At 50.9% G+C, this 25,533-nt stretch carries 23 protein-coding genes and 1 riboswitch; of the genes, 15 read left to right on the top strand and 8 right to left on the bottom strand.

Features of this window, described 5'->3' with window-relative positions; all coding sequences use genetic code 11:
- The first annotated feature begins 21 nt into the window (after positions 1-21).
- Genes I8J30_RS05960 through I8J30_RS05950 form a run of 3 tightly spaced genes read left to right on the top strand, consistent with a single transcriptional unit; the run spans position 22 to position 2,745 of the window.
- A complete protein-coding gene (locus I8J30_RS05960; protein ID WP_210656348.1) occupies positions 22-828 on the top strand; it encodes a GDSL-type esterase/lipase family protein in 807 nt (268 codons plus the stop codon).
- Positions 828-1,775 carry an ABC transporter ATP-binding protein gene (locus tag I8J30_RS05955; protein ID WP_240547879.1) on the top strand — a complete coding sequence of 316 codons (948 nt, stop codon included), beginning with the start codon at positions 828-830 and terminating at the stop codon, positions 1,773-1,775. Before I8J30_RS05960 ends, I8J30_RS05955 begins: the two co-directional genes overlap by 1 nt.
- Complete coding sequence (locus I8J30_RS05950; protein ID WP_210656346.1) at positions 1,768-2,745, top strand: ABC transporter permease subunit; 978 nt, start codon at positions 1,768-1,770, stop codon at positions 2,743-2,745. Before I8J30_RS05955 ends, I8J30_RS05950 begins: the two co-directional genes overlap by 8 nt.
- Before the next feature lie 40 nt (positions 2,746-2,785).
- On the opposite strand, the gene I8J30_RS05945 is transcribed toward I8J30_RS05950, so the two are convergent.
- Together I8J30_RS05945 and I8J30_RS05940 are read right to left on the bottom strand one after the other, a co-directional pair.
- Positions 2,786-3,058 carry a hypothetical protein gene (locus tag I8J30_RS05945; protein ID WP_210656344.1) on the bottom strand — a complete coding sequence of 91 codons (273 nt, stop codon included), beginning with the start codon at positions 3,056-3,058 and terminating at the stop codon, positions 2,786-2,788.
- A 172-nt stretch (positions 3,059-3,230) separates the two neighbouring features.
- Positions 3,231-4,844: a CPBP family intramembrane glutamic endopeptidase gene (locus I8J30_RS05940; protein WP_210656342.1), complete on the bottom strand. Its 1,614-nt coding sequence runs from the start codon at positions 4,842-4,844 to the stop codon at positions 3,231-3,233.
- Between the two features lie 267 nt (positions 4,845-5,111).
- Here I8J30_RS05940 and I8J30_RS05935 point away from each other — a divergent pair, with 267 nt between their 5' ends.
- Complete coding sequence (locus tag I8J30_RS05935) at positions 5,112-5,774, top strand: potassium channel family protein (protein WP_091221046.1); 663 nt, start codon at positions 5,112-5,114, stop codon at positions 5,772-5,774.
- Positions 5,775-6,559: 785 nt separating this feature from the next.
- Here I8J30_RS05935 and I8J30_RS05930 read toward each other — a convergent pair.
- Positions 6,560-7,453 (bottom strand): LysR family transcriptional regulator, encoded by an 894-nt coding sequence (locus tag I8J30_RS05930; RefSeq protein WP_210656340.1) that lies wholly within the window; start codon positions 7,451-7,453, stop codon positions 6,560-6,562.
- A gap of 229 nt (positions 7,454-7,682) precedes the next feature.
- Between I8J30_RS05930 and I8J30_RS05925 the strand changes: the two genes are divergently transcribed.
- From I8J30_RS05925 to sdhB, 3 genes are read left to right on the top strand one after another with little or no spacing between them, the layout of a single operon-like run.
- Positions 7,683-8,354, top strand: coding sequence for a succinate dehydrogenase cytochrome b558 subunit (locus I8J30_RS05925; RefSeq protein ID WP_210656338.1), 672 nt, complete (start codon positions 7,683-7,685; stop codon positions 8,352-8,354).
- A 25-nt stretch (positions 8,355-8,379) separates the two neighbouring features.
- On the top strand, positions 8,380-10,125 hold the full coding sequence (gene sdhA, locus I8J30_RS05920) for a succinate dehydrogenase flavoprotein subunit (RefSeq protein ID WP_210656336.1): 1,746 nt from the start codon (positions 8,380-8,382) through the stop codon (positions 10,123-10,125).
- A gap of 14 nt (positions 10,126-10,139) precedes the next feature.
- Positions 10,140-10,907 (top strand): succinate dehydrogenase iron-sulfur subunit, encoded by a 768-nt coding sequence (gene sdhB, locus I8J30_RS05915; RefSeq protein ID WP_091221036.1) that lies wholly within the window; start codon positions 10,140-10,142, stop codon positions 10,905-10,907.
- A 434-nt stretch (positions 10,908-11,341) separates the two neighbouring features.
- Here the strand turns inward: sdhB and I8J30_RS05910 are convergent, their stop codons facing one another.
- Entirely contained in the window at positions 11,342-11,650 is a 309-nt protein-coding gene (locus I8J30_RS05910; protein WP_091221031.1) for a winged helix-turn-helix transcriptional regulator, read from the bottom strand.
- Positions 11,651-11,875: 225 nt separating this feature from the next.
- On the opposite strand from I8J30_RS05910, the gene I8J30_RS05905 reads away from it, so the two are divergent.
- Positions 11,876-12,715 carry a DUF695 domain-containing protein gene (locus I8J30_RS05905; RefSeq protein ID WP_210656334.1) on the top strand — a complete coding sequence of 280 codons (840 nt, stop codon included), beginning with the start codon at positions 11,876-11,878 and terminating at the stop codon, positions 12,713-12,715.
- Between the two features lie 9 nt (positions 12,716-12,724).
- On the opposite strand, the gene I8J30_RS05900 is transcribed toward I8J30_RS05905, so the two are convergent.
- The 3 genes from I8J30_RS05900 to I8J30_RS05890 all read right to left on the bottom strand — a co-directional run bounded on the left by I8J30_RS05900 (position 12,725) and on the right by I8J30_RS05890 (position 15,519).
- Positions 12,725-13,639, bottom strand: a complete 915-nt coding sequence (locus tag I8J30_RS05900) for an EamA family transporter (RefSeq protein WP_210656332.1) — start codon at positions 13,637-13,639, stop codon at positions 12,725-12,727.
- A 154-nt stretch (positions 13,640-13,793) separates the two neighbouring features.
- Positions 13,794-14,603, bottom strand: coding sequence for a histidinol-phosphatase (locus tag I8J30_RS05895; protein ID WP_210656330.1), 810 nt, complete (start codon positions 14,601-14,603; stop codon positions 13,794-13,796).
- Positions 14,604-14,616: 13 nt separating this feature from the next.
- A complete protein-coding gene (locus tag I8J30_RS05890; RefSeq protein ID WP_091221019.1) occupies positions 14,617-15,519 on the bottom strand; it encodes a LysR family transcriptional regulator in 903 nt (300 codons plus the stop codon).
- Between the two features lie 186 nt (positions 15,520-15,705).
- Here I8J30_RS05890 and I8J30_RS05885 point away from each other — a divergent pair, with 186 nt between their 5' ends.
- Together I8J30_RS05885 and I8J30_RS05880 are read left to right on the top strand one after the other, a co-directional pair.
- A complete protein-coding gene (locus I8J30_RS05885; protein ID WP_210656328.1) occupies positions 15,706-16,980 on the top strand; it encodes an MFS transporter in 1,275 nt (424 codons plus the stop codon).
- 187 nt (positions 16,981-17,167) lie between these two features.
- A complete protein-coding gene (locus I8J30_RS05880; protein ID WP_210656326.1) occupies positions 17,168-17,815 on the top strand; it encodes a metal-dependent hydrolase in 648 nt (215 codons plus the stop codon).
- A gap of 60 nt (positions 17,816-17,875) precedes the next feature.
- Here I8J30_RS05880 and corA read toward each other — a convergent pair whose 3' ends face one another.
- The gene (corA, locus tag I8J30_RS05875) at positions 17,876-18,811 is read right to left on the bottom strand and encodes a magnesium/cobalt transporter CorA (protein WP_210656324.1); all 936 of its coding nucleotides are present in this window, start codon (positions 18,809-18,811) and stop codon (positions 17,876-17,878) included.
- A gap of 478 nt (positions 18,812-19,289) precedes the next feature.
- A riboswitch (SAM riboswitch) is annotated at positions 19,290-19,396 on the top strand.
- A gap of 94 nt (positions 19,397-19,490) precedes the next feature.
- Here corA and metA point away from each other — a divergent pair.
- The 5 genes from metA to I8J30_RS05850 all read left to right on the top strand — a co-directional run bounded on the left by metA (position 19,491) and on the right by I8J30_RS05850 (position 25,500).
- The gene (gene metA, locus I8J30_RS05870; RefSeq protein WP_210656322.1) at positions 19,491-20,408 is read left to right on the top strand and encodes a homoserine O-acetyltransferase MetA; all 918 of its coding nucleotides are present in this window, start codon (positions 19,491-19,493) and stop codon (positions 20,406-20,408) included.
- A 39-nt stretch (positions 20,409-20,447) separates the two neighbouring features.
- Positions 20,448-21,608 carry a PLP-dependent transferase gene (locus I8J30_RS05865; RefSeq protein WP_210656320.1) on the top strand — a complete coding sequence of 387 codons (1,161 nt, stop codon included), beginning with the start codon at positions 20,448-20,450 and terminating at the stop codon, positions 21,606-21,608.
- 6 nt (positions 21,609-21,614) lie between these two features.
- Positions 21,615-22,802 carry an aminotransferase class I/II-fold pyridoxal phosphate-dependent enzyme gene (locus I8J30_RS05860; RefSeq protein ID WP_210656318.1) on the top strand — a complete coding sequence of 396 codons (1,188 nt, stop codon included), beginning with the start codon at positions 21,615-21,617 and terminating at the stop codon, positions 22,800-22,802.
- 224 nt (positions 22,803-23,026) lie between these two features.
- A complete protein-coding gene (mqnC, locus tag I8J30_RS05855) occupies positions 23,027-24,163 on the top strand; it encodes a cyclic dehypoxanthinyl futalosine synthase (protein WP_090981967.1) in 1,137 nt (378 codons plus the stop codon).
- A 338-nt stretch (positions 24,164-24,501) separates the two neighbouring features.
- Entirely contained in the window at positions 24,502-25,500 is a 999-nt protein-coding gene (locus I8J30_RS05850) for a putative sporulation protein YtxC (protein WP_210656316.1), read from the top strand.
- The last annotated feature ends 33 nt before the right edge of the window (positions 25,501-25,533 follow it).

The raw sequence follows: 25,533 nt of genomic DNA, 5'->3' as shown, positions 1-25,533 counted from the left end.
GAATGGGAGGAGGAATACAGGATGAAAGGGAAATGGATTCAAGGTCTCATGGTCGTTTCCGCGATATCCGGATTTATCTGGTTGGGCGGACTGGCATGGACATTGCAGGATTATTTTACCGGAGGCTCCGGCAAGCAAGCTGAACCGGTTTCGACTGTAGAAGAACGGCCGACTCCGATTGCGGAAGACGGGAAGTTCCGCGTCGTGGCACTCGGCGACTCCCTTACTCGCGGAGCCGGCGATCCGTATGGCAAAGGGTACGTAGGATATATGGTGGACGTGTTGAAGTCGAAAGCGGCGGGACAAGAAATTCTCGTCAAGAACTACGGCGTTAATGGGATGCGTACTCCCGAATTGACCGCATCGCTGGACAAGCCTGACGTACGCAGCGAGCTTAAGGCAGCGGATGTCATCGTAGTCAGTACCGGAGGCAACGATCTGTTCCAAGGCGGCGAGACGCTTGGCAATTTGGATCCGTCCAACATTGCCTCGATTCAAGAAACTTATGCGGAGCAATTGAATCATGTGCTGAAGGACATACGAGCTGTCAATCCTGCCTCGAAGCTGTTCCTGATCGGGTTATACAATCCGTTCATCGCATTAAAGGAAACGCAGACAACGACCAAGATTGTACGGGACTGGAATTACCAAACGGCAGAAACTGCCGCAGCGTATCCGGACACGGTGCTCGTACCGACCTTGGACCTGTTTCAATTGAACGTACAGCATTATTTGGCTCGGGATCAGTTTCATCCGAATGCGGAGGGCTACAAGCTCATCGGTGAGCGGGTTGCGTCACTCATTACATGGGAGGGGGAACGCAATTGATGGGCAACGCGACGGGGATGACCGCTGCAAGCGATAATGAAGAGATTACTTTAGCTGTCCGGGGACTCCGAAAGGTAATCGGCAAGCGGGAAATTATACACGGGCTCGACTTCGAGCTGAAGCGAGGCGAAGTATTCGGTTTTCTGGGGCCTAACGGAGCGGGCAAGACGACGACAATCCGGATGCTCGTCGGTCTGATCAAGCCGACAGCCGGAACGATTCGGATTTGCGGTTACGATCTGCATCGACAGTTTCCGGAGGCGACCGGGAACATGGGTTGTATCGTGGAGAATCCTGAGCTATACAGTTTCTTGAGCGGCTGGGGGAATTTACAATACTTCGCCCGCATGATGCCCGGCATCGACGAGGCAAGGATCAGCGAGGTTGTACAGCTTGTCGGGCTGACAGCACGGATTCACGATAAAGTGAAAACCTATTCGCTGGGCATGCGGCAGCGGCTTGGAATTGCGCAGGCGCTGCTCGGGAAGCCGAAGCTGCTCATCCTCGATGAGCCGACTAACGGGCTGGATCCGTCGGGGATTCGGGAGATGAGGGAGTTTATCCGCTATTTGGCTGAACATGAAGGACTCTCCGTGCTCGTATCGAGCCATTTGCTAAGTGAAATTCAATTGATGTGCGATCGTGTTGCCATCATATCGAAGGGCCGCGTCATCCGAGTCGATACGGTGGTCAACTTGCTGGCCCAGCAAGAAAGGATCAGCTGGCGGCTTAAGCCGATGGGCAAGGGAGAGGCGCTGCTTCGGGAGCTGGCCGGCTCAGCTGAGGTACAGGGAGAGTCGGTGCTGACGCCATACAACGAGGAAGAGATCGGACGGTGGAACAGCGTGCTGGTCGAGTCCGGCGTGACCGTAACCGAGATGAGCCGCAAGCTTCCTTCGCTTGAGGATCTGTTCCTTGAGCTGACGGGAGGGGAAAGCATTGGTTAACCTCGTCTATAACGAAATGATCAAGATCACCGGCAAACGAAGGTTGTTCGTTGTCGCGCTCATCATCGCGATTCTGATATCATTGTTTACTTATGCCCAGTATCAGCAGGCGGCAGAGAACCTGAAGCGCTTCGGCGATGTCGATTGGCGCACCGCGCTTGAGCAGCGCATCGCCGGCTGGGAAGCCCGGCTTGCCAATGGCGGCGGACGCGGCGATGAGGGAGAGCTGGCCCTGCGCATTGCCCAGCAGCAGTACTACCTGGATCAGGACGTCAACCCTTCGGAGCCGGGGGCGCCAACTTTCGTACGCGGCTTCGTCGAGAATGGCATTTCGCTTCTGCTGCCGCTGATGATGATGATTGTCGCTGCTGACCTGGTATCCTCCGAGCACAGCTCAGGTACGATCAAAGTGCTGCTGACCCGCTCGGTGAAACGTTGGCGGATATTGCTCAGCAAGTATTTAGCACTCCTGTTATCGGTCTCGATTATCATTACGTTGTTTGGCCTGCTCTCAGCTATTATTTCGGGCCTCGTGTTTGGCTTTCAAGGCTGGAATGCGCCGGTTCTGACCGGCTTTACGGTAAAAGGCGGAGAACTGGATACATCCGCTGTGCGAATCATACCTCAGTGGCAGTTCATTCTGATGGAGATGGGACTCGCCTGGTATGTTTCTGTTGTAGTGGCGACCATCACCTTCATGTTATCCGTTCTGGTTCGCACAACCGCAGCGGTCATGGGTATTATGCTGGCTTGTCTCATTGCGGGAACGATCTTGCGGTCGATGGTCGGTTCCTGGGAAACGGCGAAGTACTTGTTCATGGTCAATCTGGAGCTGATCGATTACTTGCAGGATGCCGAACCGCCGATTGCGGGCATGTCGCTTGGCTTCTCGCTGCTGGTGCTGTTCTTCTGGGGCATCGGTGCTTTAATCGTATCGTTCGTCTCTTTCACGCGGAGGGATGTCTATTAACCATTAGAAAAGGCTCTCCCGTGCCGGGAGAGCCTTTTATTTACCGATTGTAATTTGGTGCCATATTCTGATTGCCTCTTGGCATTCCTCGAGGCGTGAGTCTGATGTCCTCATCATCAATAAAACGGTCATCGCGGTCAGAATCAAACACACGATTGTCGCGATCATCGTATTCGGGATCGTTCCTTAAAGGAATATCTTCTTTATATTTCATCTTCATTTCAGGTCTTCCGTCATTGTCGTTATTCCCGCAAGCAGCGAGCAAAGAAATAGACAAGCACAAGCTGAACAGCAGCATTACAATCCTTCTCACGTCATTTGCTCCTTTGTGTGTAATCTACATGCAAGTTCATGCCTTATAAAATTTGCACTTTTGTACATGCCAATATGCAAGGTGAATAGTTGGACAAGCCATTGGTGACGTTTGAAAGCATACAAAAAAGGCCAACCAGATTACGCTGGCTGACCTGATATCGCGGAGGGAACTAAGCGGTATATGTTTTCGGGCTCCTCTTGGCATCCACAAATCGCATGAGCCATGCAATCGGAATGGGGAGGATAATATAGACGATGCCGACCAGGATATTACTGGCAGAGCCCATAAACATCAAGGAGATGGCCATCATTACACTGTCGAAGATCGCATGAGCGAACAATACCGTAATAAAGCCGTATCGCAGAAACAAGAAGCTGAAGATTAGTCCGATGATCGTGAGCTCCAGAAGACGCGTTGTAGACGGGAAGATCGGATAAGTAACATGACCAAGCGCCCAAATGACAGTCGGAATGAGCGAAGCGACGAATGAATTTTTGAACCAACGTTTCATCAGGCCGATACCAAAGAGCCGGAACACGGCTTCCTCCGAGATCGCCGCGCACCAAGCAAGTACCGGGAAGATCAGAGGTGCCGCCAGGTTATATGGAGATTGGGTGACGTCGGTCGTGGACCACGAACCGTTCACTTGCATCAGGACGATAAAAATAATCGTTTGTAAACCAAGCAGCATAAACGCGCACAAATAACCTAGCCACATGCTCCGCCATACATGTTCCCCATACCCGGGTTGGCCGAATCGAGGCCATAAATTCCGGCCCATTCCCTTCCATAGACCGTCCCCGCCTACTAGGGAGAAGTAGACGGCAAGCGCCATAATAACGGTGATCAAGCAAGTTACGATAACTGCAACATAGGCGATGGTATCCGCATTCAGGACTTCGCCGTAGCCGGCCACAATGCCGTCTGTCATGTTGAAATCATTTGCCAAATACATAGCCAGGAAAAGAACGGTTAGCACGATTCCGCGCAAGAACGACGTGTGTTTCCGATATAGAGACGCATAAATGATGGCGAGAATAAACAAGACAAAAGACAAGAACAAGCTTCCGATCGACGATAAGTAATTCGCGATGCGCTTCTGTTCGTTCACATAGCTCGTGTAGTCAGAAGGGACTTGGAATTGCGGCTTGTAGGAGGCAATCAGAAAGCTGCCATTTGCCAGCTTCTCTCCTCGAATGCTAAGAAGGAGCGGTGCTCCGCCAATAGAAGTGTCAGCTGCTTTATACCAAATTTGACCTTTGGCTTCATCCGTCTTATGAAGGGAAAGCGATGATTTGGCAAAACCTTTGGAGGCCGCAAAAGCAAGCGCAGCATCAGTCAGCTCTTTGCCTTCCGCAGGCGTGGTGTCCGATTCGTTCAATCGATTCCAAGCGACTACCGTACCTTTTTGCATATGCACATAGACGAAAATCTCGCTATTATCCGGCATTTCCGCCGTTACTTGAAACGTGTCCGTGGGGTAATCCGTATCATATTTCTTATTAAAGGTTTTCGTCAGCTTATTCTTCTCCAAGTAACCGTAGAAGAGGCTGTCAGATTGATGTACGGCATGCACACTCCCGGGGTGAGCGTGGAACTGCTTCTGTATAAAGGATGAGGCAGCGGCTTCCGCTTTGCCCTTCGTAATGACTGACTCGGTGCCCGAATCGAAGAAAGTCTCAGCCGTGGAAGGAACGATTTGAATGAGTAAATAAATGAGGATACCTATGCCGGCTAGCCACGAAAATAATTTCCAGTGGGGCCGGAGCTGCGTTGGATTCATTTGAACACCTCTGTCTCGGAGTATAGAACGACGACTGGTTTGCCATAATCATTACCTTAACATAAATGAAACAATATTATCCATGGAACGGAGGCCGTCCTACTTGGAAACGAGGGCAGGTACGGTTTATAATGTGAAACATTGACAGGCACGGCTCTTTATATGATGTCTTGTCCTGACGGTTATGTACTTTATTTATATGAAATTTGTTTTCTATATAGTCGAAAGCAGAAGAAATCATGATTTGGATAGGGGATTATTATAACCATGAAGATCAATCAATTTGTTATTATCGGACTTGGCCGGTTCGGCTCGAGCTTGGCTCGTGAGCTGATTGAACTTGGCTATGACGTTCTGGGGATCGATAAAGATGAAGAAGTCGTACAGGATTTGAGCCAGGTGCTCACGCACGCGGTCACGGCGGAATCGACCGACGAGGAAGTGCTTCGTTCATTAGGCGTGCGTAACTTTGACTGTGGTGTCGTGGCCATCGGAGATGACATTCAAGCGAGCATTCTTACGGCTATTCTGTTGAAGGATCTGGGCGTGAAGAAAGTAGTTGCAAAAGCGATGACCGAGCTTCATGGGCGCGTGCTCGAGAAAATCGGGGTTGACCGCGTCGTCTATCCGGAGCGGGATATGGGCATCCGGGTGGCGCATCAGCTGGTTTCGCCGAATTTGCTCGACTACATCGAGCTGTCGAAGGATTACACGATTGCCGAGCTGGCAGTGCCGAAGTGCTTGAGCGGCGTTTCGCTGCAGGATCTAAACGCTCGCGCACGGTTTGGCTGCAGCATCGTAGCGATTAATAAGCCGAAAGGCATCATCATCGCGCCAACCGGAAACGATGTGCTCACGGAAAAGGATGTCATGGTGATCATCGGTACGAATCAGCAGATAGAGGAATTCGAAGATTCGGTCATTCATTAGCAAGAAAGCATGCGGCATGGTATTGGATACGGAAAATGGCAAACAATAAAGGACAGGGCCGGATTCGGCTTCTGTCCTTTGTTGTTTGCTGCGCCGCTTCCGCGGGGGAAGAGGAGGGCTCCTTACGCTGAGCTGTAACAGCCTTCCGCCTGCTGTTAAATCCGTGATCATTTATGAACTTATTAAGCTGAGGTTTGATCACGGTTTTAAAGGCAGGACGTAAACTCTTCAGGCTGTTACGCTCCTCTCCAGTCGCGTCTTCCCCGAAGCAACAACAAAGGACGGCACCCGAATCGGTGCCCCGTCCTTTATTGTTGCGGGAGGGAGCGACTCCCACCACGCCACATACCCGGAGTGGTTCGGGTACGTTTATTTGAACCGCAAAATTTGCGTGGTTCAATTGACTTAATGCGCCGCATGCCTGGCGCATTGAGCCTAAGCCAGCCGTATCCCAATTGCGGCGTGCTGCACGCTACTAAGATATATGAGCCGCATAGCTGCCGGGGCTGCGATTGCGGCTCCACCCGGCAGCCCAGCGGAGCAGATCATGCGGAGTTGGGCACTGGTGGGAGGGGAGCGTAGCGGGATGGGATGAAGATGGATGGGCAAGTGAAAGGGGAATCCGTTGGAGAGCGTTAGCGATCGCCTTTGAAACCGGGAATACACCGCTAAAAGTGTACAATTCAATATTCCCGGGTTCAACAGCGACGGAAACGGATCCCCTGAATGCAGTCCAATCCACTTCTTCATCCAATTTTCACGCGCAGCTCTACTCTTCCATCTCGCTACACCCGCTTATAATGCGTAGCGATCTCGTCGATCCACAGCCGCACCTCGGGACTCAAACTCTCCGACTGCGCATGAATAAGCGAAGTCGTTCGCTTGGACTCGACCAATTCGCGGATCGGAATCACGAGGAGATCGTTATCCTGCAGCATCTCCGGCCGCAAATAGGATTTGGGCAGCAGCGTTGCGGCGCGGCAAGTATGAAGCAGCCGCAGAATCGCCTCGAAGGAGTCGATTTCCATTCGCACATCGGGGAGCAAGCGGTATTTTTCGAACAGTTCGTCGGTCAGGATCCGGTACCACGTGCCTTTGGAGAACAATATCATCGGCAGCGCGTTTAAATCGCTAATAACAGGCAAGCCTTTATCCATGACGAAGTGATTGCGCGGCAGAACGAGCACAAGGTGATCGTCGAAGAGAGGCACGCATCTGAGCTGTGGGTCGTCGATGCGCGAAGCGACAATGCCCAGATCGGCTTTGCGCTCGCGGACGAGCGTTACGATCTCATGCGTCTTGCCGGTGATGGCCTTGATGTCGAGCTCGGGGCTGCGGAGGGTCAAGGCTTGAATGAGATCAGGCAAAGTCGTTTGCAGCGTGGTGAGACTTGCGCCGATGGTTAAAGTAGAGCGGCCAACGCTTTTATAATCGGCGACTAAGCTGAGATAGCGCAGATGCTGCTGCCTGGCCTCGATGGCATACTCGTACGTAAGCTGTCCGATTCGAGTCAGCTCGAGCCGCTTGCCGATTCGGCGGAAGAGCAAAGCGCCAAGATCCTGCTCCAGCTTGGCAATTTTGCGGGAGAGGGCCGGTTGGGACAGATTCAGTGCAGCGGAAGCCTTGTTCATGCTGGATTGCTCCACGACAACGGCAAAGACATGTAACTCATCTAACAACGGCGTTCACCTCGCAATTTCGAGTCTATATGCAAAAAAGGTATAACGTTTAATGAATAATAAGCAATTCCATTATAAGCATAAAAGGAGTATCATGTGTACTGTGCCACCATAATGTGTAAATCTATTATTTATTGACGCCCTCTGGGGCTAGCGTTACAATGGAGAATGGTTTTGGCGAATTATGGCGAATGCTACCCCACAGTTTGGAAAGGAGAACGTACAAGTTATGAAAGGAAATTCGTATTTATCGCGTAAGATCCACTCCTTACTCGGAGTAATTCCGCTCGGTTTGTTCATCATTGAGCACATGATTACAAACTATTCGGCCTATGAGGGTGGAGCACAGGGGTTTTCGGATAGCATCAAGTTCTTGAATGATCTTCCGTTCGTTTTCTTCCTGGAATTGTTCGGCATTTGGCTGCCGCTGTTGTTCCATGGCGTGTATGGATTATATGTTGCTTACCAGTCGAACCTGAATACCGGTCAGTTCAAATATGGACGTAACTGGGCTTTCGCTGTTCAGCGTATAACCGGTGTAATTACGTTTATTTTTATCTTCTGGCATCTTTACCAAACCCGTTTGCAAGTTATGCTCGGTGAAGTGAAGCATGAGGAACTTGGCAACTTAATGCACGACATCACAAGCAACGGTTTATACTTCGTGCTTTATGTGATCGGTGTACTTGCAGCAACGTTCCACTTCAGCAACGGGATGTGGGCATTCCTCGTTAGCTGGGGCATTACAGTCGGACCGCGTGCACAACGCATCTCCTCGTTCCTTTGGATGGGTGTATTCGTCATTGTAGCGGTGATGTTCCTGTTGTCGCTTGGCGCTTTCCGCGGCGATGAATTTAAAGAGGCGGCCTCTGCTGCTCTGCAATTGACGAATCTCGTTTAAGTTTGAGACAAGGAGCGATAATGTAATGGCTAAAAACAAAATTATTGTCGTTGGCGGCGGTTTGGCCGGTCTAATGGCTACTATAAAAGCGGCAGAAGCGGGCGTTCATGTCGATCTGTTCTCCGTTGTACCCGTTAAACGTTCGCACTCCGTATGCGCGCAGGGCGGCATTAACGGCGCGGTGAATACGAAGGGTGAAGGCGACTCCACTTGGGAGCATTTCGATGATACCGTTTATGGCGGGGACTTTCTTGCGAACCAACCGCCGGTGAAAGCAATGTGCGACGCAGCGCCGGGCATCATTCACTTGATGGACCGGATGGGCGTTATGTTCAACCGTACGCCGGAAGGTTTGCTTGATTTCCGCCGTTTCGGCGGTACGCAATATCACCGTACTGCTTTCGCAGGCGCTACAACAGGCCAACAGTTGCTGTACGCACTGGATGAGCAAGTTCGCCGCTGGGAAACAGCCGGACTTGTAACGAAGTATGAGCACTGGGAATTCCTCGGCTCTATTCTGGATGACGAAGGCGCTTGCCGCGGTGTATCCGCTCAAGATCTCCGCTCCATGGAAGTACATACCTTCGCTGCGGATGCCGTCATTTTGGCGACAGGCGGCCCTGGTATTATTTTCGGCAAAACGACGAACTCCGTCATTAACACGGGTACAGCCGCGAGCGCGGTTTACCAACAAGGCGTTCATTATGCGAACGGCGAGTTCATTCAAATTCACCCGACGGCTATTCCGGGCGACGACAAGCTTCGTCTGATGTCGGAATCGGCGCGCGGTGAAGGCGGACGGATCTGGACGTACAAAGACGGCAAGCCTTGGTACTTCCTTGAGGAGAAATACCCGGCATACGGAAACCTTGTTCCGCGCGATATCGCGACTCGTGAAATCTTCGATGTTTGCGTCGAGCAGAAGCTCGGTATCAACGGCGAGAACATGGTTTACCTTGACCTGTCCCATAAAGATCCGAAGGTGCTTGATGTGAAGCTCGGCGGTATCATTGAGATTTATGAGAAGTTCATGGGGGATGACCCTCGTAAAATACCGATGAAAATCTTCCCTGCGGTTCATTACTCCATGGGCGGCATGTGGGTCGACTACAATCAAATGACGAACATTCCCGGCTTGTTCGCTTGCGGCGAATGTGAATATCAATATCACGGCGCGAACCGTCTTGGCGCGAACTCGCTGCTCTCCGCCATTTATGGCGGCATGATTACGGGACCTAAAGCGGTCGAATACATCAAAGGCCTTAAGAAATCGGCTGAAGATATTTCTTCCTCCGTTTATGACCGTGCGAAGAAAGAACAAACCGACAAGTACGAGAGCATCTTGAACATGAACGGTACGGAGAACGCGTACGTACTGCACAAAGAACTCGGCGAGTGGATGACGAACAACATGACCGTTGTACGTTTCAACAAGAAACTCGAAGAGACGATCGCGAAGATCAAAGAGCTGAAGCAGCGTTATCGGAATATCAATATCAACGATTCCGCGCGTTGGAATAACGCGAGCGTAGCGTTCACTCGCCAGCTGTGGAACATGATGGAGCTTTCCGAAGCGATGACGCTTGGCGCACTAATGCGCAACGAAAGCCGCGGCGCGCACTATAAGCCGGAATTCCCGGATCGTAACGATGAAGACTTCTTGAAAACGACGAAAGCGACGTGGACGCCGGAAGGCCCGCAAATTTCGTACGAAGAAGTCGATGTTTCTCTAATCAAACCACGTAAACGTGACTACTCCAAGGAAAAATAGAAAGGAGAATAACGATGGCGGAAGCGACGACAGTGAAATCAAAAACAGTAAAGCTGGTCATTACGCGTCAAGACGCTCCGAACTCTGGATCGTATACCGAAGAGTTTGAAATTCCTTATCGCCCGAATATGAACGTAATCGGCGCATTGATGGAAATCCAGCGTAATCCCAAGAAACAAGACGGTCAAGGAACGGCTCCGGTATGTTGGGAATCCAACTGCCTCGAGGAAGTTTGCGGAGCCTGCTCCATGGTTATCAACGGCAAGCCGCGCCAGGCGTGCAGCGCGCTGATCGATAAACTGGAACAGCCGATTCGTCTGCAGCCGATGAGCACGTTCCCGGTTGTGCGTGACTTGGTTATCAACCGTGAGCGGATGTTCAACGCGCTTAAACGGGTTAAAGCGTGGATTCCGATCGACGGTACGTACGATCTGGGTCCAGGACCGCGTATGGCGGAAACGAAACGTCAATGGGCGTATGAATTGTCCAAATGCATGACCTGCGGGGTCTGCTTGGAATCCTGCCCGAACGTCAACGACCGCAACAGCTTCATCGGACCTGCGGCAATCTCGCAAGTTCGCCTGTTCAACGCTCATCCTACGGGCGAGATGAACCAAGAAGAACGTCTGGAGACGCTTATGGAAGATGGCGGCATCGAGGGCTGCGGTAACTCGCAGAACTGCGTGCGCTCTTGTCCGAAAGGCATTCCGCTGACGACTTCGATTGCAGCGATTAATAAAGATACGACTAAGCATTTGTTTAAAAAATGGTTGGGGATGTAGGGTAAAGATAGGGCTCCCGTGGGGGGCACTTCGCACAGCTATTCCGATTTGCGCTCCCGTGGTGCTCCGCACCAAAGTCGCTCAAATTCGGAATAGCTGTTGCTGCGTTTCCGCACCAAAGTCGCTCCATTTTACCGCTGCTTGGGGCAGCGGATAATGATTTTATTGGCTGGCGTCCGTTCCCGGCGCTGCTCCAGAGTCGCATGAAACCGAAGACATCCGCTCCCAAGTCGCGCCACAGACCAAAGACCAAAGACCGGCTCCGGAGTCGCTTGAAACAGTCGCACCACAAAAAGGCGTATCCAATTTCCGTTGGATACGCCTTTTTAAGTGACGCCATTATTTTGTTAAGAAATGCGCTATTTTAGCGAAAGGTGCAACATTATCGGATGTTTTCCCGTAAGTAAAAAAGCTGCCGTAATCTACGGCAGCTTCTAACACCAATTCTCGCCCCAATCTTGAATCGATTGGATAACGGGTTCTAGTCCCCGCCCTTTAGCAGTTAATTCATATTCAATTCGAACCGGCATTTCCGGATAGACGTTACGTTTAATAATATCGAATTGTTCAAGCTCTTTCATCCGGTCGGTGAGCATCTTATCGCTCATCTCCGGGATTTGCTCTTTCATCTCTTTAAACCGCTTCGGCCCGCCGAGCAGAACGCGAACGATCATGCCAGTCCATTTCTTCCCGAGCAGCTCTGTTGCGCATTCATACTTTGGGCACATTTTGGAATAATCCACGTTATCACCCCACTTTCAATGATTCTATTGTAGCACATGACGTTTTCAAAAGGGAGGGCTATTCGCCAAGAGAAGACAAATGCTTTTCATTCATTATATACTATACTTAAGTTAGTTGGATACGGATGGGGTATTTTTCCAAAAAACTTATTAACTTTGCAAGTATAGCCGAAATAATTCTAAGATGCTATAGAATATTATCATACCACGATATTGAGGTGCCGGATGTCGGACAACTGGGGATTTTATGAACGTCGGACGGAATCGGAGCAGCTGCGCGTGTTGATTAATGTCGGATTTCGAAACTCCGCGCCACTCGCACCGTACACGGATCTGCTTTCGATTACGATTAACTTATATCCGGTTCGTGCGCATAATCGTTCGAATCGGGATTTTGTCAAACAATTGGAGCAGTTGGAGTCCAAGCTTGAACAATGGCTGAAAAGTACCGCGGAGGCCATTTATATTGGGCGCATCAATGCCGCGACGCGGCTGGAGTTTTATTATTATACGAAGGGGGAGAGCCCCGATCTGCCGGCGATTCATGCTTGGCTGGATCAGAACTGGCCCTTCCGAGCACAGGTCTATCGCAAAGCGGATCCACAGTGGGAATTTTATAGGTTCATGCTGCCGGATGCGCTAGAGGAGCTGTTTGTGCACAATGCACAGATGATCTATGCGCTTATTCATAAAGGGGATAATATCGGGCAGCCCCGGAATGTGTATCACTGGCTGTTATTTCGCGAGGACGATGACAGGCGCGAGATTGAGTCGATGCTCAAGGGACTTGGCTATGTCATCGAGAAGGAGAAGGAAGGGAATCCCGAGAAGGGCTACCCTTATCCGCTCGTGATCAGCCGTTTCGAGGACGTTCGGCTTGATACGGTCAATGAACGCGTACGTGAGCTTCATTCGCTGCTGGCAGGCAGTGGCGGGCGTTACGATGGCTGGGGTTCGGTGATGAAGCTGTCCGCGGCAGGGCGGTTCCGCCGATTCATACGCCGGAACCTGAGTACCTTTGAAACAACGCTGCGCAAACTTTTTCTGAGACGCAACTCCGAATAAAACCAGCATCTAGAGCCGTATTAGGATAAGTCCGGCAATGGTCAGCACGAAAGCCGTCCACTGATAGCCGTTCAAGCGCTCGCGATATAAGATGATGGAGCCTGCGGCCACAACCAAACTGTTGGCGGCAAAGATGGGACCGGCTATGTTGGCACGTCCCGTTTCGAGCGCGATCGCGTAGAGCTGCAATCCGCCATAGGAGAACAAGCCGGCGATTAGCCCCCATTTCATTCCGATCGAAGCAGCGCGAAGCGACTTGTTTATGAGACCTGAAACGACTTCATGACCTGCACGTAAACTGCCGAGTGAAGTTCTGCGTGTTCGCTCTTGGCGCGCAGCAACGGCAAACCATACAATAGACAAGCTGTAAGCAACGAATAAGATCGGAGCGCTGCCGAGTCCAAGGTCACCTGTGACCTTCAGCCCGCCATTTCGAATCGCGAACAGCAAAATGCTGATGCCTACGTAGAAGTACCAACGCGGTGCGATACGGAAGGCTTTTTCTTTGCCTCGAACGGAGACAAGCACGACCGCTGACAGCAGCAGCAGAACGCCGCCAAGCTCGGTCTTCGAGAGTTGTTCGTTGTAGCCGAAGGTGCCAAGCGCAATAACAAGAATAATGTTCATGTTCGTAAGCGGCGATGTCAGACTGGCAGGTCCCCATTCCAACGCTTTCATGAAGAGCGCGTTCCCAAGAGCGGAGCCTGCACCGATAAGCAAGCCTGCGAGCCAAACGCGTGGATCAGCCAGCGACGGCAGTAGCGTATGCTCCAATGCGGCGTGAATGCCAAATCCGCAGGTCCCGGAAATATAAAGACCCAGAAGCAGGTAAGCGGAGGAACCGCTTTGCATCTGGGACACCTTCATCCACCAGCCAGCCAACCCGAACAGTACCGCACTGCCGACGGCTGCAGCAAACCACATGTCAATTTCCACCAATCCGGATGAATATTAAATGTTACACAAATGAAATGGTTCTGTTACGGTTCCTTCATATTGGAGGGGTATTATAGTAACCAAGACCCCCTTTTGATTATATATGACTTCGGACCTGCCGCGTGCAGGTCCACTTTTTTATCTAGAGGCCCACACGAACCGGCTTTTTGTTCTTGTAATAAAACCATTCCGTAAACCCGATTTCCTTCAGACGCTTCGCAACAAGCTCCCAATCTTCGCCGACACGGCTCGGCTTATGCGCATCAGAACCGAAAGATACCGTTACACCAAAATGCAAGGCGCGCTCCAATATCGCATCGGACGGATACCAGCCGCCGGCATCTTTGGTTTTGCCGGAGGTGTTGATTTCGATGGATACGCTGCTCTCCCCAATGCGTTTAAGGCAATCGTCAATCGCTTCATCCGCAGCAATGGCGGAGAATGCTGGGTAATAGCCCTTCATCGCATCGATATGACCGAGAATTTGGAACATGCCACTGCGGGCGGATTGGCCGATAAGCTCGTAATAATGGCGTTTTTCGTCGATTTGCTGTTCTTCAGAGAGGTTCTTCCAACGATTGCGGTTGAAGATGCTGACCCCGCGCGACTGGTGGACGGAACCGATAATGTAATCAAAAGGATAGCCGGCATACACATCACGATAAACTTGAGCGTGCTGAGGGAAGAAATCGGACTCCACGCCGAGCAGGACATCGATGGTGCCTTCATACTTGGCTTTGAGCCGCAGCACTTCTTCTACATAACGAGCAAATTCGCTTTTTCCCATTGCAATGCCCGGGTTCGGCTGTTCTTGATCGCTGGCAAAATAAGGAGAATGATCTGAAATTCCGATGACGGCCAGTCCCGCCTTGACGCCTGCCTTGATATAATCCTCGATATTATCGTCTGCATGCCCGCACCGGAAGTGGTGCGTATGTAAGTCGAATTTCAAACTGAATCTCCTCCTACTCGCTGCTAATGAAATGATCTTCGGGCATACCCTTCAAATCGCTCAAAAACTGCTGCATTGCTGAGTTGATGTACCGTCCCGACTTATAAACCAAACCGACCGGATGGCTCATATCGAGCTCATTGACTTTAATCCGTTTCAATGTTCCGAGCTGCACCTCTTTGGCAATGGAGAGCTTAGACACTACCGCTGCCCCTAAATTGATCTCGACCATGCGCTTCACTTCCTCGCTGCTCGAAAGCTCCATGACGATGTTCGGGTGCAAATTATATTTGCGGAAAATTTGATCCAGAAAACGTCGTCCTAATGTGTCCGGCGAGAGCATAATCATGGGAATGTCCTTGAGCGATTCTACAGTAGTATGCTTCAAATGGCTCATCGGATGCTCGGGAGCGACGACAAGTTCGTAGGTGTCATAGTACAGGATGGATGTTTCCACATTCGGATTGCGTTCCGACAGATAGGTGATGCCGATATCTACGGTGCCATTCTCAACGCTGGCCATTACGCCTGAAGAAGGCATGGAGTGAATCGTTGTTTTAATTAGCGGAAATTGGTTTTGAAAATAAGACAGCACCCGAGGCAAAATTTGAATCGCGATCGAAGAGGTTGTTCCCAGCACGATATGACCCTGCGGCGTTTGGCTGAGGTCGGAGAGCTTCTGCTTCAGTTCTTCTACGATGGCTAATATGCGCTCGGCGTGATCAAGAAACACTTGTCCGCGGTCCGTTAATGTGACGGGTTGATTCCGATCAATTAGAACCGTCTTAAACTCATCCTCTAAGCTTTTGATTTGAGCAGAAACAGCCGGCTGCGTAAGATTAAGCAGCTCTCCTGCTTTGCGAAAGCTCATGGTGCGTGAGATGGTTAGCAACGTTTCAAGTTGGTTAATATTCACGGAATCCCTCCTTTAGCGATTAAAGATTTTTATCACAGCTATATATCATTATAATGTAAAATCAGCTCGACGGCAAAAGGTACCAACCAGCGGGGAAGCCGTCGTGAGTTAGAGCAGGATTCAATATGGATCCTGTCGAATGTTGGTTACAGGTGACAATTCATGTCCTACAAAGGAGCGAAGAGGATGAATCCGAAAGCAGTACGAAGCTGGATGATGTATGATTGGGCCAATTCTGCTTTTGTCACGACGATTATGGCCGCGGTCATGCCGATTTACTACAAAACGGTGGCCGGCGCAGACTTGAGCGGCAATACGGCTGAGAATTACTGGGGGTACACGCAAACCATTGCGATGATTTTCGTAGCCATTCTATGCCCGATTATGGGAGCGATTGCGGACTACTCAGGATCTAAGGTGCGTTTCTTATCGGTGTTCATGTTCATCGGGTCCATTGCAACGATCTGTATGGCGATGGTCGGGACAAATGATTGGATGCTTGCTTCCATATTGGTTATTATCGGTACGATCGGCTATGCCGCTTCCAATACGTTCTATGATGGATTAATTACGGAGGTATCGACGCCTGAAACGCTTAATTCGGTGAGTAATAAAGGATATGCGATGGGTTACTTGGGCGGCGGGCTGCTGCTGCTCGTGAATTTAGTGATGATTGAGAAATGGTCGTTAGTGGGGTTTCCCAATAAAACAGTCGCTACACAGACCGTCTTTGTTACGGTTGGGATATGGTGGATTTTATTCTCACTTCCGATTATTCGCAACGTGAAGGAAACGGCCAGAGGAACCTCTGCCGGTTACGGAGATATGATGCGCCGCGGGATGCAGCGCATCGGCAATACGCTGAAGACGTTGAAGCATTATCCGGAGCTGCTTAAGTATATGGCATCCTTCTGGTTCTTCAACGATGGCATTAGTACGGTTATCGTCATGGCGACGATTTACGGCAGCGGCATCGGGATTGAAACGATGGACCTGATAGCTGCACTGCTCATTACGCAGTTCGTCGGCTATCCGAGCACGCTGCTCTTCATCCGATTCGCCTCGCGCATCGGAATGAAGAAGTCGCTTTACTGCTCGCTGCTTGTATATGTGCTGATTGTTTTGCTTGGCTATTTCATGACAAGCGCGCTCCACTTCTATGCGCTGGCCATTATGGTCGGATTCGTGCAAGGAGGGAGCCAAGCGACGGCAAGATCGCTGTATGCCACATTGGTGCCGCCATCGCGAACGGCAGAATTTTTCGGCTTCCTGAGCTTATCCAGTAAATTCGCCGCCGTGGCCGGACCGGCCGTTTTCTCCGTCGTCGGCACGATAACCGGCTCCAGCCGTTTAGGCATATTAGCGTTGCTGGCGTTTTTCATCATCGGCATCATCCTGCTGTATTATGTGAATTTAGACAAAGGCCGTAAGGAAGCGCTGGCAGGAGAGGGACTTATGTAGCTAATTGCCTGCCAATTCCTCGCAACCATCATACGAAGGCATCGTTTGAATGGACTTCAAGCGATGCCTTTTTTACATGTCGGAATTCCTATTGAATGCGGAGGGAAAAGAAGGTATAATCAGTCGAAAAGCGAACTGACGTTCGATGAATGATTCAACATAGTCAGTCAGAATGAGGGGGGCAGGTATGAAAGGAACGACACATCTGGCCATTGGCGTCGCAATCGGGGTGGTTGCCGCTGCAACACATCCCGTTACGCTAACTAACGCTGCGGCGTTTATCATCGTTGCGGCATTCTCCGCTTTAAGCGCGGATTTGGATGGTACGAATATGCTGAGCAGCAAGCTTAGCAAGCCGGCGAGGATAATACGCGCGCTTATGCTATGGGGCGGAGTTGCAGCAGGAGCCGCAGCGGCATATTGGTATTGGCTTGAAGATCAATTTTATCCCTATCTCACGATTGCCGCGGCGGCCTTGTTTCTTCTGGGGCTGGTGTCTCGGAATGGCATGATTCGAGATGCGCTCGTGAGTGCAATTGGATTAGCGCTTCTCTATGCAGGGTATTCGATCGGCCATAATTGGCTGATGGGGCTCGGACTTTATGTGGCATGGGTACCTTGGCTGAATCATCGGGGGTTAACGCATACCGTATGGGCAGTGGCTGCTTGGGGAGCGATCGGATGGGGGCTGGAGCAGCAGCTCGAGATCGAAGGGATCGCCTATACCGCAATAAGCGGTTATCTGTCCCACCTTGTTGCGGATACGTTAACGCCAAGCGGCGTCAAATGGCTGTACCCGCTGACGAAGAAGACCTTTAAGCTTCCGTTCGGTTAAGCAAATAAAAAAGCTCTCCCGCGGTCGCTGTGCGTCCCTGGAGAGCTTTTTGTTAACGATTCACAGCCATTCTTTCTTGCGGAAAATGAAGAACATGCCGAATCCGAGCATGAGCATAAACGTGAGCAGCAAGTAAGAGCCGCCGTGCAGATGGAGCCCGGGAATAAAATCGAAATTCATTCCGTAAATACCGGTAATGAAGGTGAGCGGCATGAAGATCGTGGTCAGCGCGGTAAAGACGCGCATGATTTCATTCGCGCGGTTCGCAAGCGAAGACTGGTAAGCCTCTCGTAAGTTGCCCATCAGATCGCGGTAAGTCTCGAAGGTCTCGGCGATTTTGACGGCATTCTCATAGATATCGCTGAAGTACTTTTGCAATTGATCATCAATAAGCTTCAGATCTTTCTTATTGAGCGTTGCGATAAGTTCCTTCTGAGGTCCAAGCACTTTCTTGAGCCAGAGAATCTCGCTTCGAAGACCGATGATTTCGTTCAAATGCGATTTCTTCGTGTTGACCAGAATATCTTCTTCAAGGCTCTCGATCCGCGCTTCAATCCGATCGCCCACGAGGAAGTAATTATCAACGACGATATCGACCAAATGATAGAGGAAACGGTCGGGGCGGCTGACTTGCTCTTCAAGCAGGATCGGCTTCAACGTGCGAAGCTCGTTAATTTTCTGTTTCGTAACGGTAATAATATAATGGCGGCCCAGAAAAATGTTCAAGGCGCGTAGAAAAATTTCTTCATCGTCAAAACGGATGCTGTTAATTACAATAAAATAATGGCCTTCATGAATTTCGATCTTAGGCCGCTGCTCTTCTTCGCTCAAACAGTCTTCGACTGCCAGTTCGTGCAGCGCGAATATCGGCTGGAGCACAGCGAGGTCATCTACATCCGCATCAATCCAGTAGAAGCCTTCGGCAGGCGGCACGACGGCTGCTTGAATGTCATCAACCGGTGCGAAAACACCTTGATTCACGTGACGGATTTTCATCCGCGTTCCTCCTCTCGTTGTTGCAGTAATTCCCGGATGCCGGCTATGAGGAGGAGAACAGAATCAAGCAACATCAAGCAAACCGTATTGCGCAGTGCCGTGCTGCTTGCTCTAGTCCATCTATCTAGAAGCGGCGCGTTTGCGAATACGGTTGGATGACGTTAGCCTTCCTGTTATCTTCCGTGTAAACCGGTTATCAGTGCGGTTGCCCGCAGGCCTCGGGTCGCCTTCCATAGTCGTAAACACCCCTTTAATGGTCGATTATTCACTGCTTAAAGCGTAATTCTTGTCTAGTATACTCCGACAATGTCTTTCCATTCAAGAAGAAAGTAGCGTCCATGGTTCTGTAACAGCATATGCAGGGAAAAGCCCATGGTTACGCGTTTTTTGTCGATGAAGGCAGGGGGGCTCCTTGACGGGAATAAAGGAATGATTTAAAGTAGGAACTAAGGTATTTCTTTAATTAAATAAGCAAGCTTTCTTATCAAGAGCAGGCGGAGGGACTAGCCCGATGAAGCCCGGCAACCGGCGTGTAAACGTACGGTGCTAATTCTTGCGGAAACGTATGTTTCTGAGAGATGAGAGGCGCATGAACGATACATTTGTGCCCCTCTCTTAGGAGAGGGGCTGTTTTCATTGCGCGCCTCAGTGACAATCCAAGCAGACAGGAGAGATTATCATGCCAATTAAAGTACCGGACCAATTGCCTGCGAAAGATGTTCTAACTGATGAGAATATCTTTCTAATGGATGAGAGCGTAGCCTATCATCAAGATATCCGCCCGCTGCGGATAGCTATTCTCAATTTAATGCCAACCAAAGAAACGACCGAAACGCAGCTGCTCCGTTTAATCGGGAACACGCCGCTGCAGGTGGAAGTGGTGCTGCTTCATCCTCGGACCCATACATCCAAGAATACGTCGTCCGAGCATTTGGAGTCGTTTTACAAAACATTCGAAGATATTAAGCACGAGTATTATGATGGCTTGGTTATTACCGGCGCACCTGTAGAGACGCTTCCATTCGAAGAGGTCAACTATTGGGAAGAGCTGAAGGACATTATGGATTGGTCGGCTCGTCGGGTAACGTCAACCTTCCATATCTGTTGGGGCGCACAAGCGGGATTATATCACCACTATGGCATTCCCAAATACGAGCTGCCGGATAAGGTGTTCGGCGTATTCCCGCATACGGTCGAGAAGCGCAATGTTCCTCTTGTACGTGGCTTTGACGAGCTGTTCCTTGTTCCGCAGTCGCGTCATACGGAAGTCCGCCGCGAGGATATCGCCAATATCGGGGATCTCGATATTCTGTCTGAATCGCCGGATGCCGGCGTTTATCTGGTCGCTTCCAAGGACGGAAGACAAGTATTCGTTACCGGCCATTCGGAATATGATCCGTTGTCTCTCAAAGCCGAATACGATCGCGACGTTGCAAAAGGAATGGATATTGCTTTACCGAAGAACTACTATCCAAACAACGATCCGTCGAAGATTCCGCTGTCGAGCTGGAGGGCACATGCCAATCTGTTGTTCTCGAACTGGCTGAATTACTACGTTTATCAGCAAACGCCTTATGATTTGGGTGCAGGCATTTAAATAAGAAGGTCATTATTCGACGAGAGGGAGTCACTTCTGATGAAAATAGAAAGCCGCTTAGCACAAATTGGATCCATCAAAGAGCCGGTTACCGGAGCGATTAGTTTCCCGGTGTACCAAGCAACAGCTTTCCGCCATCCGAAACTTGGCGAAAGCACCGGCTTTGACTATGCCCGCACGAAGAGTCCGACTCGCAGCGTGCTGGAAGAGGCAGCTGCGGAGCTGGAGTCCGGCGACGCAGCGTTTGCGTGCAGCAGCGGCATGGCTGCGCTGACGACTGTCTTCTCGCTGTTTGGCCAAGGCGATCATTTGCTCGTTTCCTTGGATCTGTACGGCGGTACATACCGCTTGCTGGAGAAGATTATGACTCGCTTTGGCGTGTCAGCTTCTTACGTGGATACGAATGATATCGATGCGATGAACCAGCTGGTTACGCCGGCTACGAAAGCCATCTTGATCGAGACTCCGACGAATCCGCTGATGATGATAACGGATTTGGAGCGCGTTTGTTCATGGGCGAAGTCCAAAGGTTTGCTGTCCATTGTAGATAACACGCTGCTCACTCCGTTCTTCCAACGTCCGATTGAGCTTGGTGCCGACGTCATCGTGCACAGCGCGACGAAGTACCTTGGCGGCCACAATGACGTGCTTGCAGGCCTTATTGTCACGAAGGGCAAGGAGCTGTCCGCTGAGATGGGATTCCTGCATAACTCGCTCGGCGCTGTTCTGGGACCTCAGGATTCATGGCTGCTGATGCGCGGCATGAAGACGCTGGCGCTGCGGATGGAACGCCATCAAGCGAATGCGACTGCGATCGCGAACTGGCTGCTGACGCATGAAGTAATCGAGGATGTGTACTACCCGGCGCTGCCTCATCACCCGGGTCATGAGGTACAGAACCGTCAATCCTCCGGTAACACGGGCATTTTCTCCTTCCGCTTGAAGAAAGCTGCTTATGTAGAACCGATCCTCCGTCATATTAAGCTGATTGCTTTCGCAGAAAGCCTTGGCGGCGTGGAGTCGCTGATGACGTATCCGGCTGTTCAAACCCATGCGGATATTCCGCTGGAAATTCGCCAGCAAATCGGCGTAGACGACCGTCTGCTTCGTTTCTCAGTCGGCATTGAGCATGTGAATGATTTGATCGCAGATTTGGCGCAAGCCTTTGAAGCAGCAAAACGTGAGCTTGGGGAGGCATAAACCATCATGGCAGAGCAGAATCCGGACAAGGGCAAAGGCAATGACACCACCGAGAAGCAATTTGCAACGAAATTGATTCACTTCGGCGCCGAGATCGACGGGCAAACCGGCGCATCAAGCGTGCCGATCTATCAAGCTTCCACCTTCCATCATCACGATATCTTCAATCCGCCGACATACGATTACAGCCGCTCCGGCAATCCGACGCGTCAAGCTTTGGAAGATTACATTACGCTGCTTGAAGGCGGCGTTCGCGGCTTTGCGTTTGCATCCGGCATGGCTGCCATCTCGACGGCGTTCCTGCTGTTCTCGACGGGCGATCATATCATCGTAACCGAGGACGTTTACGGCGGTACCTACCGCCTGCTGACAACGGTGCTGAACCGTCTTGGCATCGAATCCACCTTCGTGGACATGACGGACTTTGAAGCCGTGAAAGCAGCGCTCCAGCCGAACACGAAGGCGGTCTTCATGGAGACGCCTTCTAACCCGACGCTGAAAATAACCGATATCGGTGAAATCGCGGCATGGGCGAAGGAGCATGAGCTGATTACGCTGCTGGACAATACATTTATGACGCCGTACCATCAGCGCCCAATCGAGCTCGGGGTTGATATCGTCCTGCACAGTGCTACGAAGTTTCTGGGCGGGCACAGCGACGTGCTTGCGGGCCTTGCCGTTGTGGCAACAGAAAGCCTCGGCCGCAGGCTGAAGCAGCTGCAGAACGGTCTTGGCACCGTTCTGGGTACGCAAGAATCATGGCTGCTGATCCGCGGCATGAAGACGCTGCAAGCGCGCATGGAGCACAGCGAGCGCAGCGCTCGCAAGCTGGCGGAATGGCTTGATAACAACCCGGATGTAACCCGCGTGTATTATCCGGGTCTTGCGAACCATCCGCGCCGCGACGTGCATGAGAAACAATCGAAGGGGTACGGCGCAGTCGTGTCCTTCGATGTGGGCGACGGCGAACGCGCCAAAGCCGTTCTCAGCCGTGTGAAGCTTCCGCTTGTAGCGGTAAGTCTTGGCGCTGTTGAAAGTATTCTGTCTTATCCGGCGATGATGTCGCATGCGGCGATGCCGCGCGAGGTTCGTCATGAACGCGGGATTACGGATGGTTTGCTTCGTTATTCCGTCGGCCTTGAGGATATCGATGACCTGATTGCGGATCTGGAACAGGCGCTTAAAGGGGAATAAGGCGGAATGCTCCCTTCGAAGCTTCGGCTTCGTAGGGAATCCAATCCGCCTATAAGGCGCAAATAATGCGATACGCGGCAGTCCCGGCGGACTAGCCGCGTTTTTCGCCGTTTAGGCTGGCTTTTTCGGCCGATGTCGGTGAATGACGCTGGTTGGCGTTTGTGGTAGTATTAGTTGAAACGTAGCAAGTGACGGATATGTTGATAGAGAAGGAGGTCTCCGACGTGCAACAGGTAGATCGCATTTTAGATAAAGCACTGCAAGGAGAACGGATCGGACTTGAGGAGTGCGTGACACTTTTTGAATCCGATGAAATTGAGAAAATGGGCCATGTGGCCAATCAAATTATGCTGCGGCATCATCCTGATCCGGTAACGACATTCGTTGTCGGACGGAACATTAACTATACAAACGTATGCGATGTATATTGCCGATTCTGCGCATTTTATCGTGCACCAGGCTCTAAGGAAGGTTATGTGCTTCCGGATGAAGTCATTTTGCAGAAGATCAAAGAAACAATGGATGTCGGCGGAACCGAGATTCTGATGCAAGGCGGCGTGAATCCGGAGCTGCCGTTCTCGTACTATTTGGACTTATTGCGTAAGATCAAACAGCATTACCCCGGCATTACGATGCATTCCTTCTCCCCGGCGGAGATTCATAAGATGGTATTGCTTTCAGGCGGACAATCGCTGGAAGAGGTGCTGCGCGAGCTGAATCGTGCAGGACTTGATTCCCTTCCGGGCGGCGGCGGCGAAATTCTCGATGACCGGACAAGACGTAAGATCAGCCGGTTGAAGGGCTCCTGGACGGACTGGATGGACGTGATGAAGACCGCTCACCGTATCGGCATGAACACGACAGCTACGATGGTTATCGGGTTCGGTGAAGAGATGGAAGAGCGTGCGCTGCATTTGCTTCGTGTCCGCGATGCGCAGGATGAGTGCATTGCGAACGGTTATAACTCCAAAGGGTTCCTGGCGTTCATTCCGTGGACATTCCAGCCGGAGAACACGAATATGAAGCGGGAGAAAGCAACGCCTGAAGAGTATTTGAAAACATTGGCGATCAGCCGGATTACGCTCGACAATATCGATAATTTCCAATCTTCATGGGTGACCATGGGGCCGGAAGTGGGCAAGCTTTCGCTTTCCTACGGCTGTAATGATTTCGGCAGCACGATGATTGAAGAGAACGTGGTTTCAGCAGCCGGAACGACGCATAAGGTCAACATTGATTCCATTCTTCGCTTAATTCGTGAAACAGGCAAAATCCCGGCGCAGCGCAACACGCGTTACGAGATTCTGAAGATGTATAACGAATCCGAAATGGCACAGAACGACTTTATTATGCAGAACTAAATACAGACGACGATATAATAAGCTTCCCTTCAGGAATTGCAATTCCTGAAGGGAAGCTTTTGTTGTTTAAGCGAACAAAGAATGCCGAGAAATATGCCACGATTGCCCTTCCATTCCAATCGCTCACCAGCTGTGCCAATGGCTACATCGTATATATGCTTTTGCAGAACCATATACTGTTAAGGAAGCCCGATTTGACCTCTGGAATACGTATGGAAATGACCCTACCGAGACCATCCGTCTGCTCGTTTAACGCCCAATCAGCCGAATGTCCGGCCACCATATCCAGTCTGCTGATTAGCAGGCTGCTGTTCGCAAAAACTTTTAGGAGTGAGCCTATGGAACTGTTCACTGTTTCTTTGCTTTCGGCTTCCCGTGAAGCGATTGATCGACTGCACCATTGTTTGAGCGAGGAATTTGTCGATTTACATAGCGATAAGGATACCGCCGTTCCCTTCGTGAGCTTTACAAGGCCTGAATACGATACGATGGAAATATCATGTCTCGTTGACCTTGCAGACTTTAAGCTCGCTGCGGATGGTCCTCAGATGTATCGAAGATCCGCAGCCGCCTTTGCGCGTTACATCATGTCTGAGCTGGAGCCCATGCTGTTGAAGGCCATTATTCGCAAGCAGTTTCATTATGAAGTGGTGAAAGAGATCGAAGTGCTGGAGCGATATTGCCAAAATATTCTCTACGGCGCTGCCGTTCCGGCCGTTCAAGAAGATGATACCGATACCGCTTTGCTGCGTTCGGACAGAGAGCGTCGGATGGGGAAAGTGGCCGATGAGATCGAGCAGTTTCTGAGCAGCAACACCCGTTTGCATCTCGATGGCTTCGTTACGTTTAGACTTGCCGCTTACTGGCAAGAACTGAAGGAAGTCGTTGCTTATGCAGTGGATGAATATGTAATGGATAAGCAATACCAGGAATTTATTTCGCTGCTTAAATATTTCGTCCGGATGCAGGAAGTGAAGCTTCCGATCGTGCATGTGCTGCACAAGGGAGGCAGCGACTTCGTCCTTTACGATCAAGAGTTTCAAATGCTGGAAACCGTACCGGCCGACCGCATCGTAGCGGAGATGCTGGAGTCTGAAATGAATATGGAGGACATGATTGTAAGTACGCTGATTACGGTGTCGCCGCAGCAGATCGTCATACACACCCGGCAGCCGGAGCTGCCTGTCATGCGCACATTAGAAACCATATTCGAGCATCGGGTGCGGTTATGCTGCACATGCGGCCATTGCAGCTACTTCTTCGATGAGCAAGGACTGCCGGTTGTGCAGACGACCGACGTCGTTTCGGAGAAGCGGGTACGCAATGTCATTCCATGAGAAGAAATTACACCGCAATATAGGCTTGACCTG

The organism is Paenibacillus lignilyticus, from assembly GCF_017942085.1.
In the GTDB taxonomy this organism is placed as follows: domain Bacteria; phylum Bacillota; class Bacilli; order Paenibacillales; family Paenibacillaceae; genus Paenibacillus_Z; species Paenibacillus_Z lignilyticus.
Note: the sequence above shows the minus strand (reverse complement) of the source record. Positions and strands in the feature narration are given on the sequence as shown.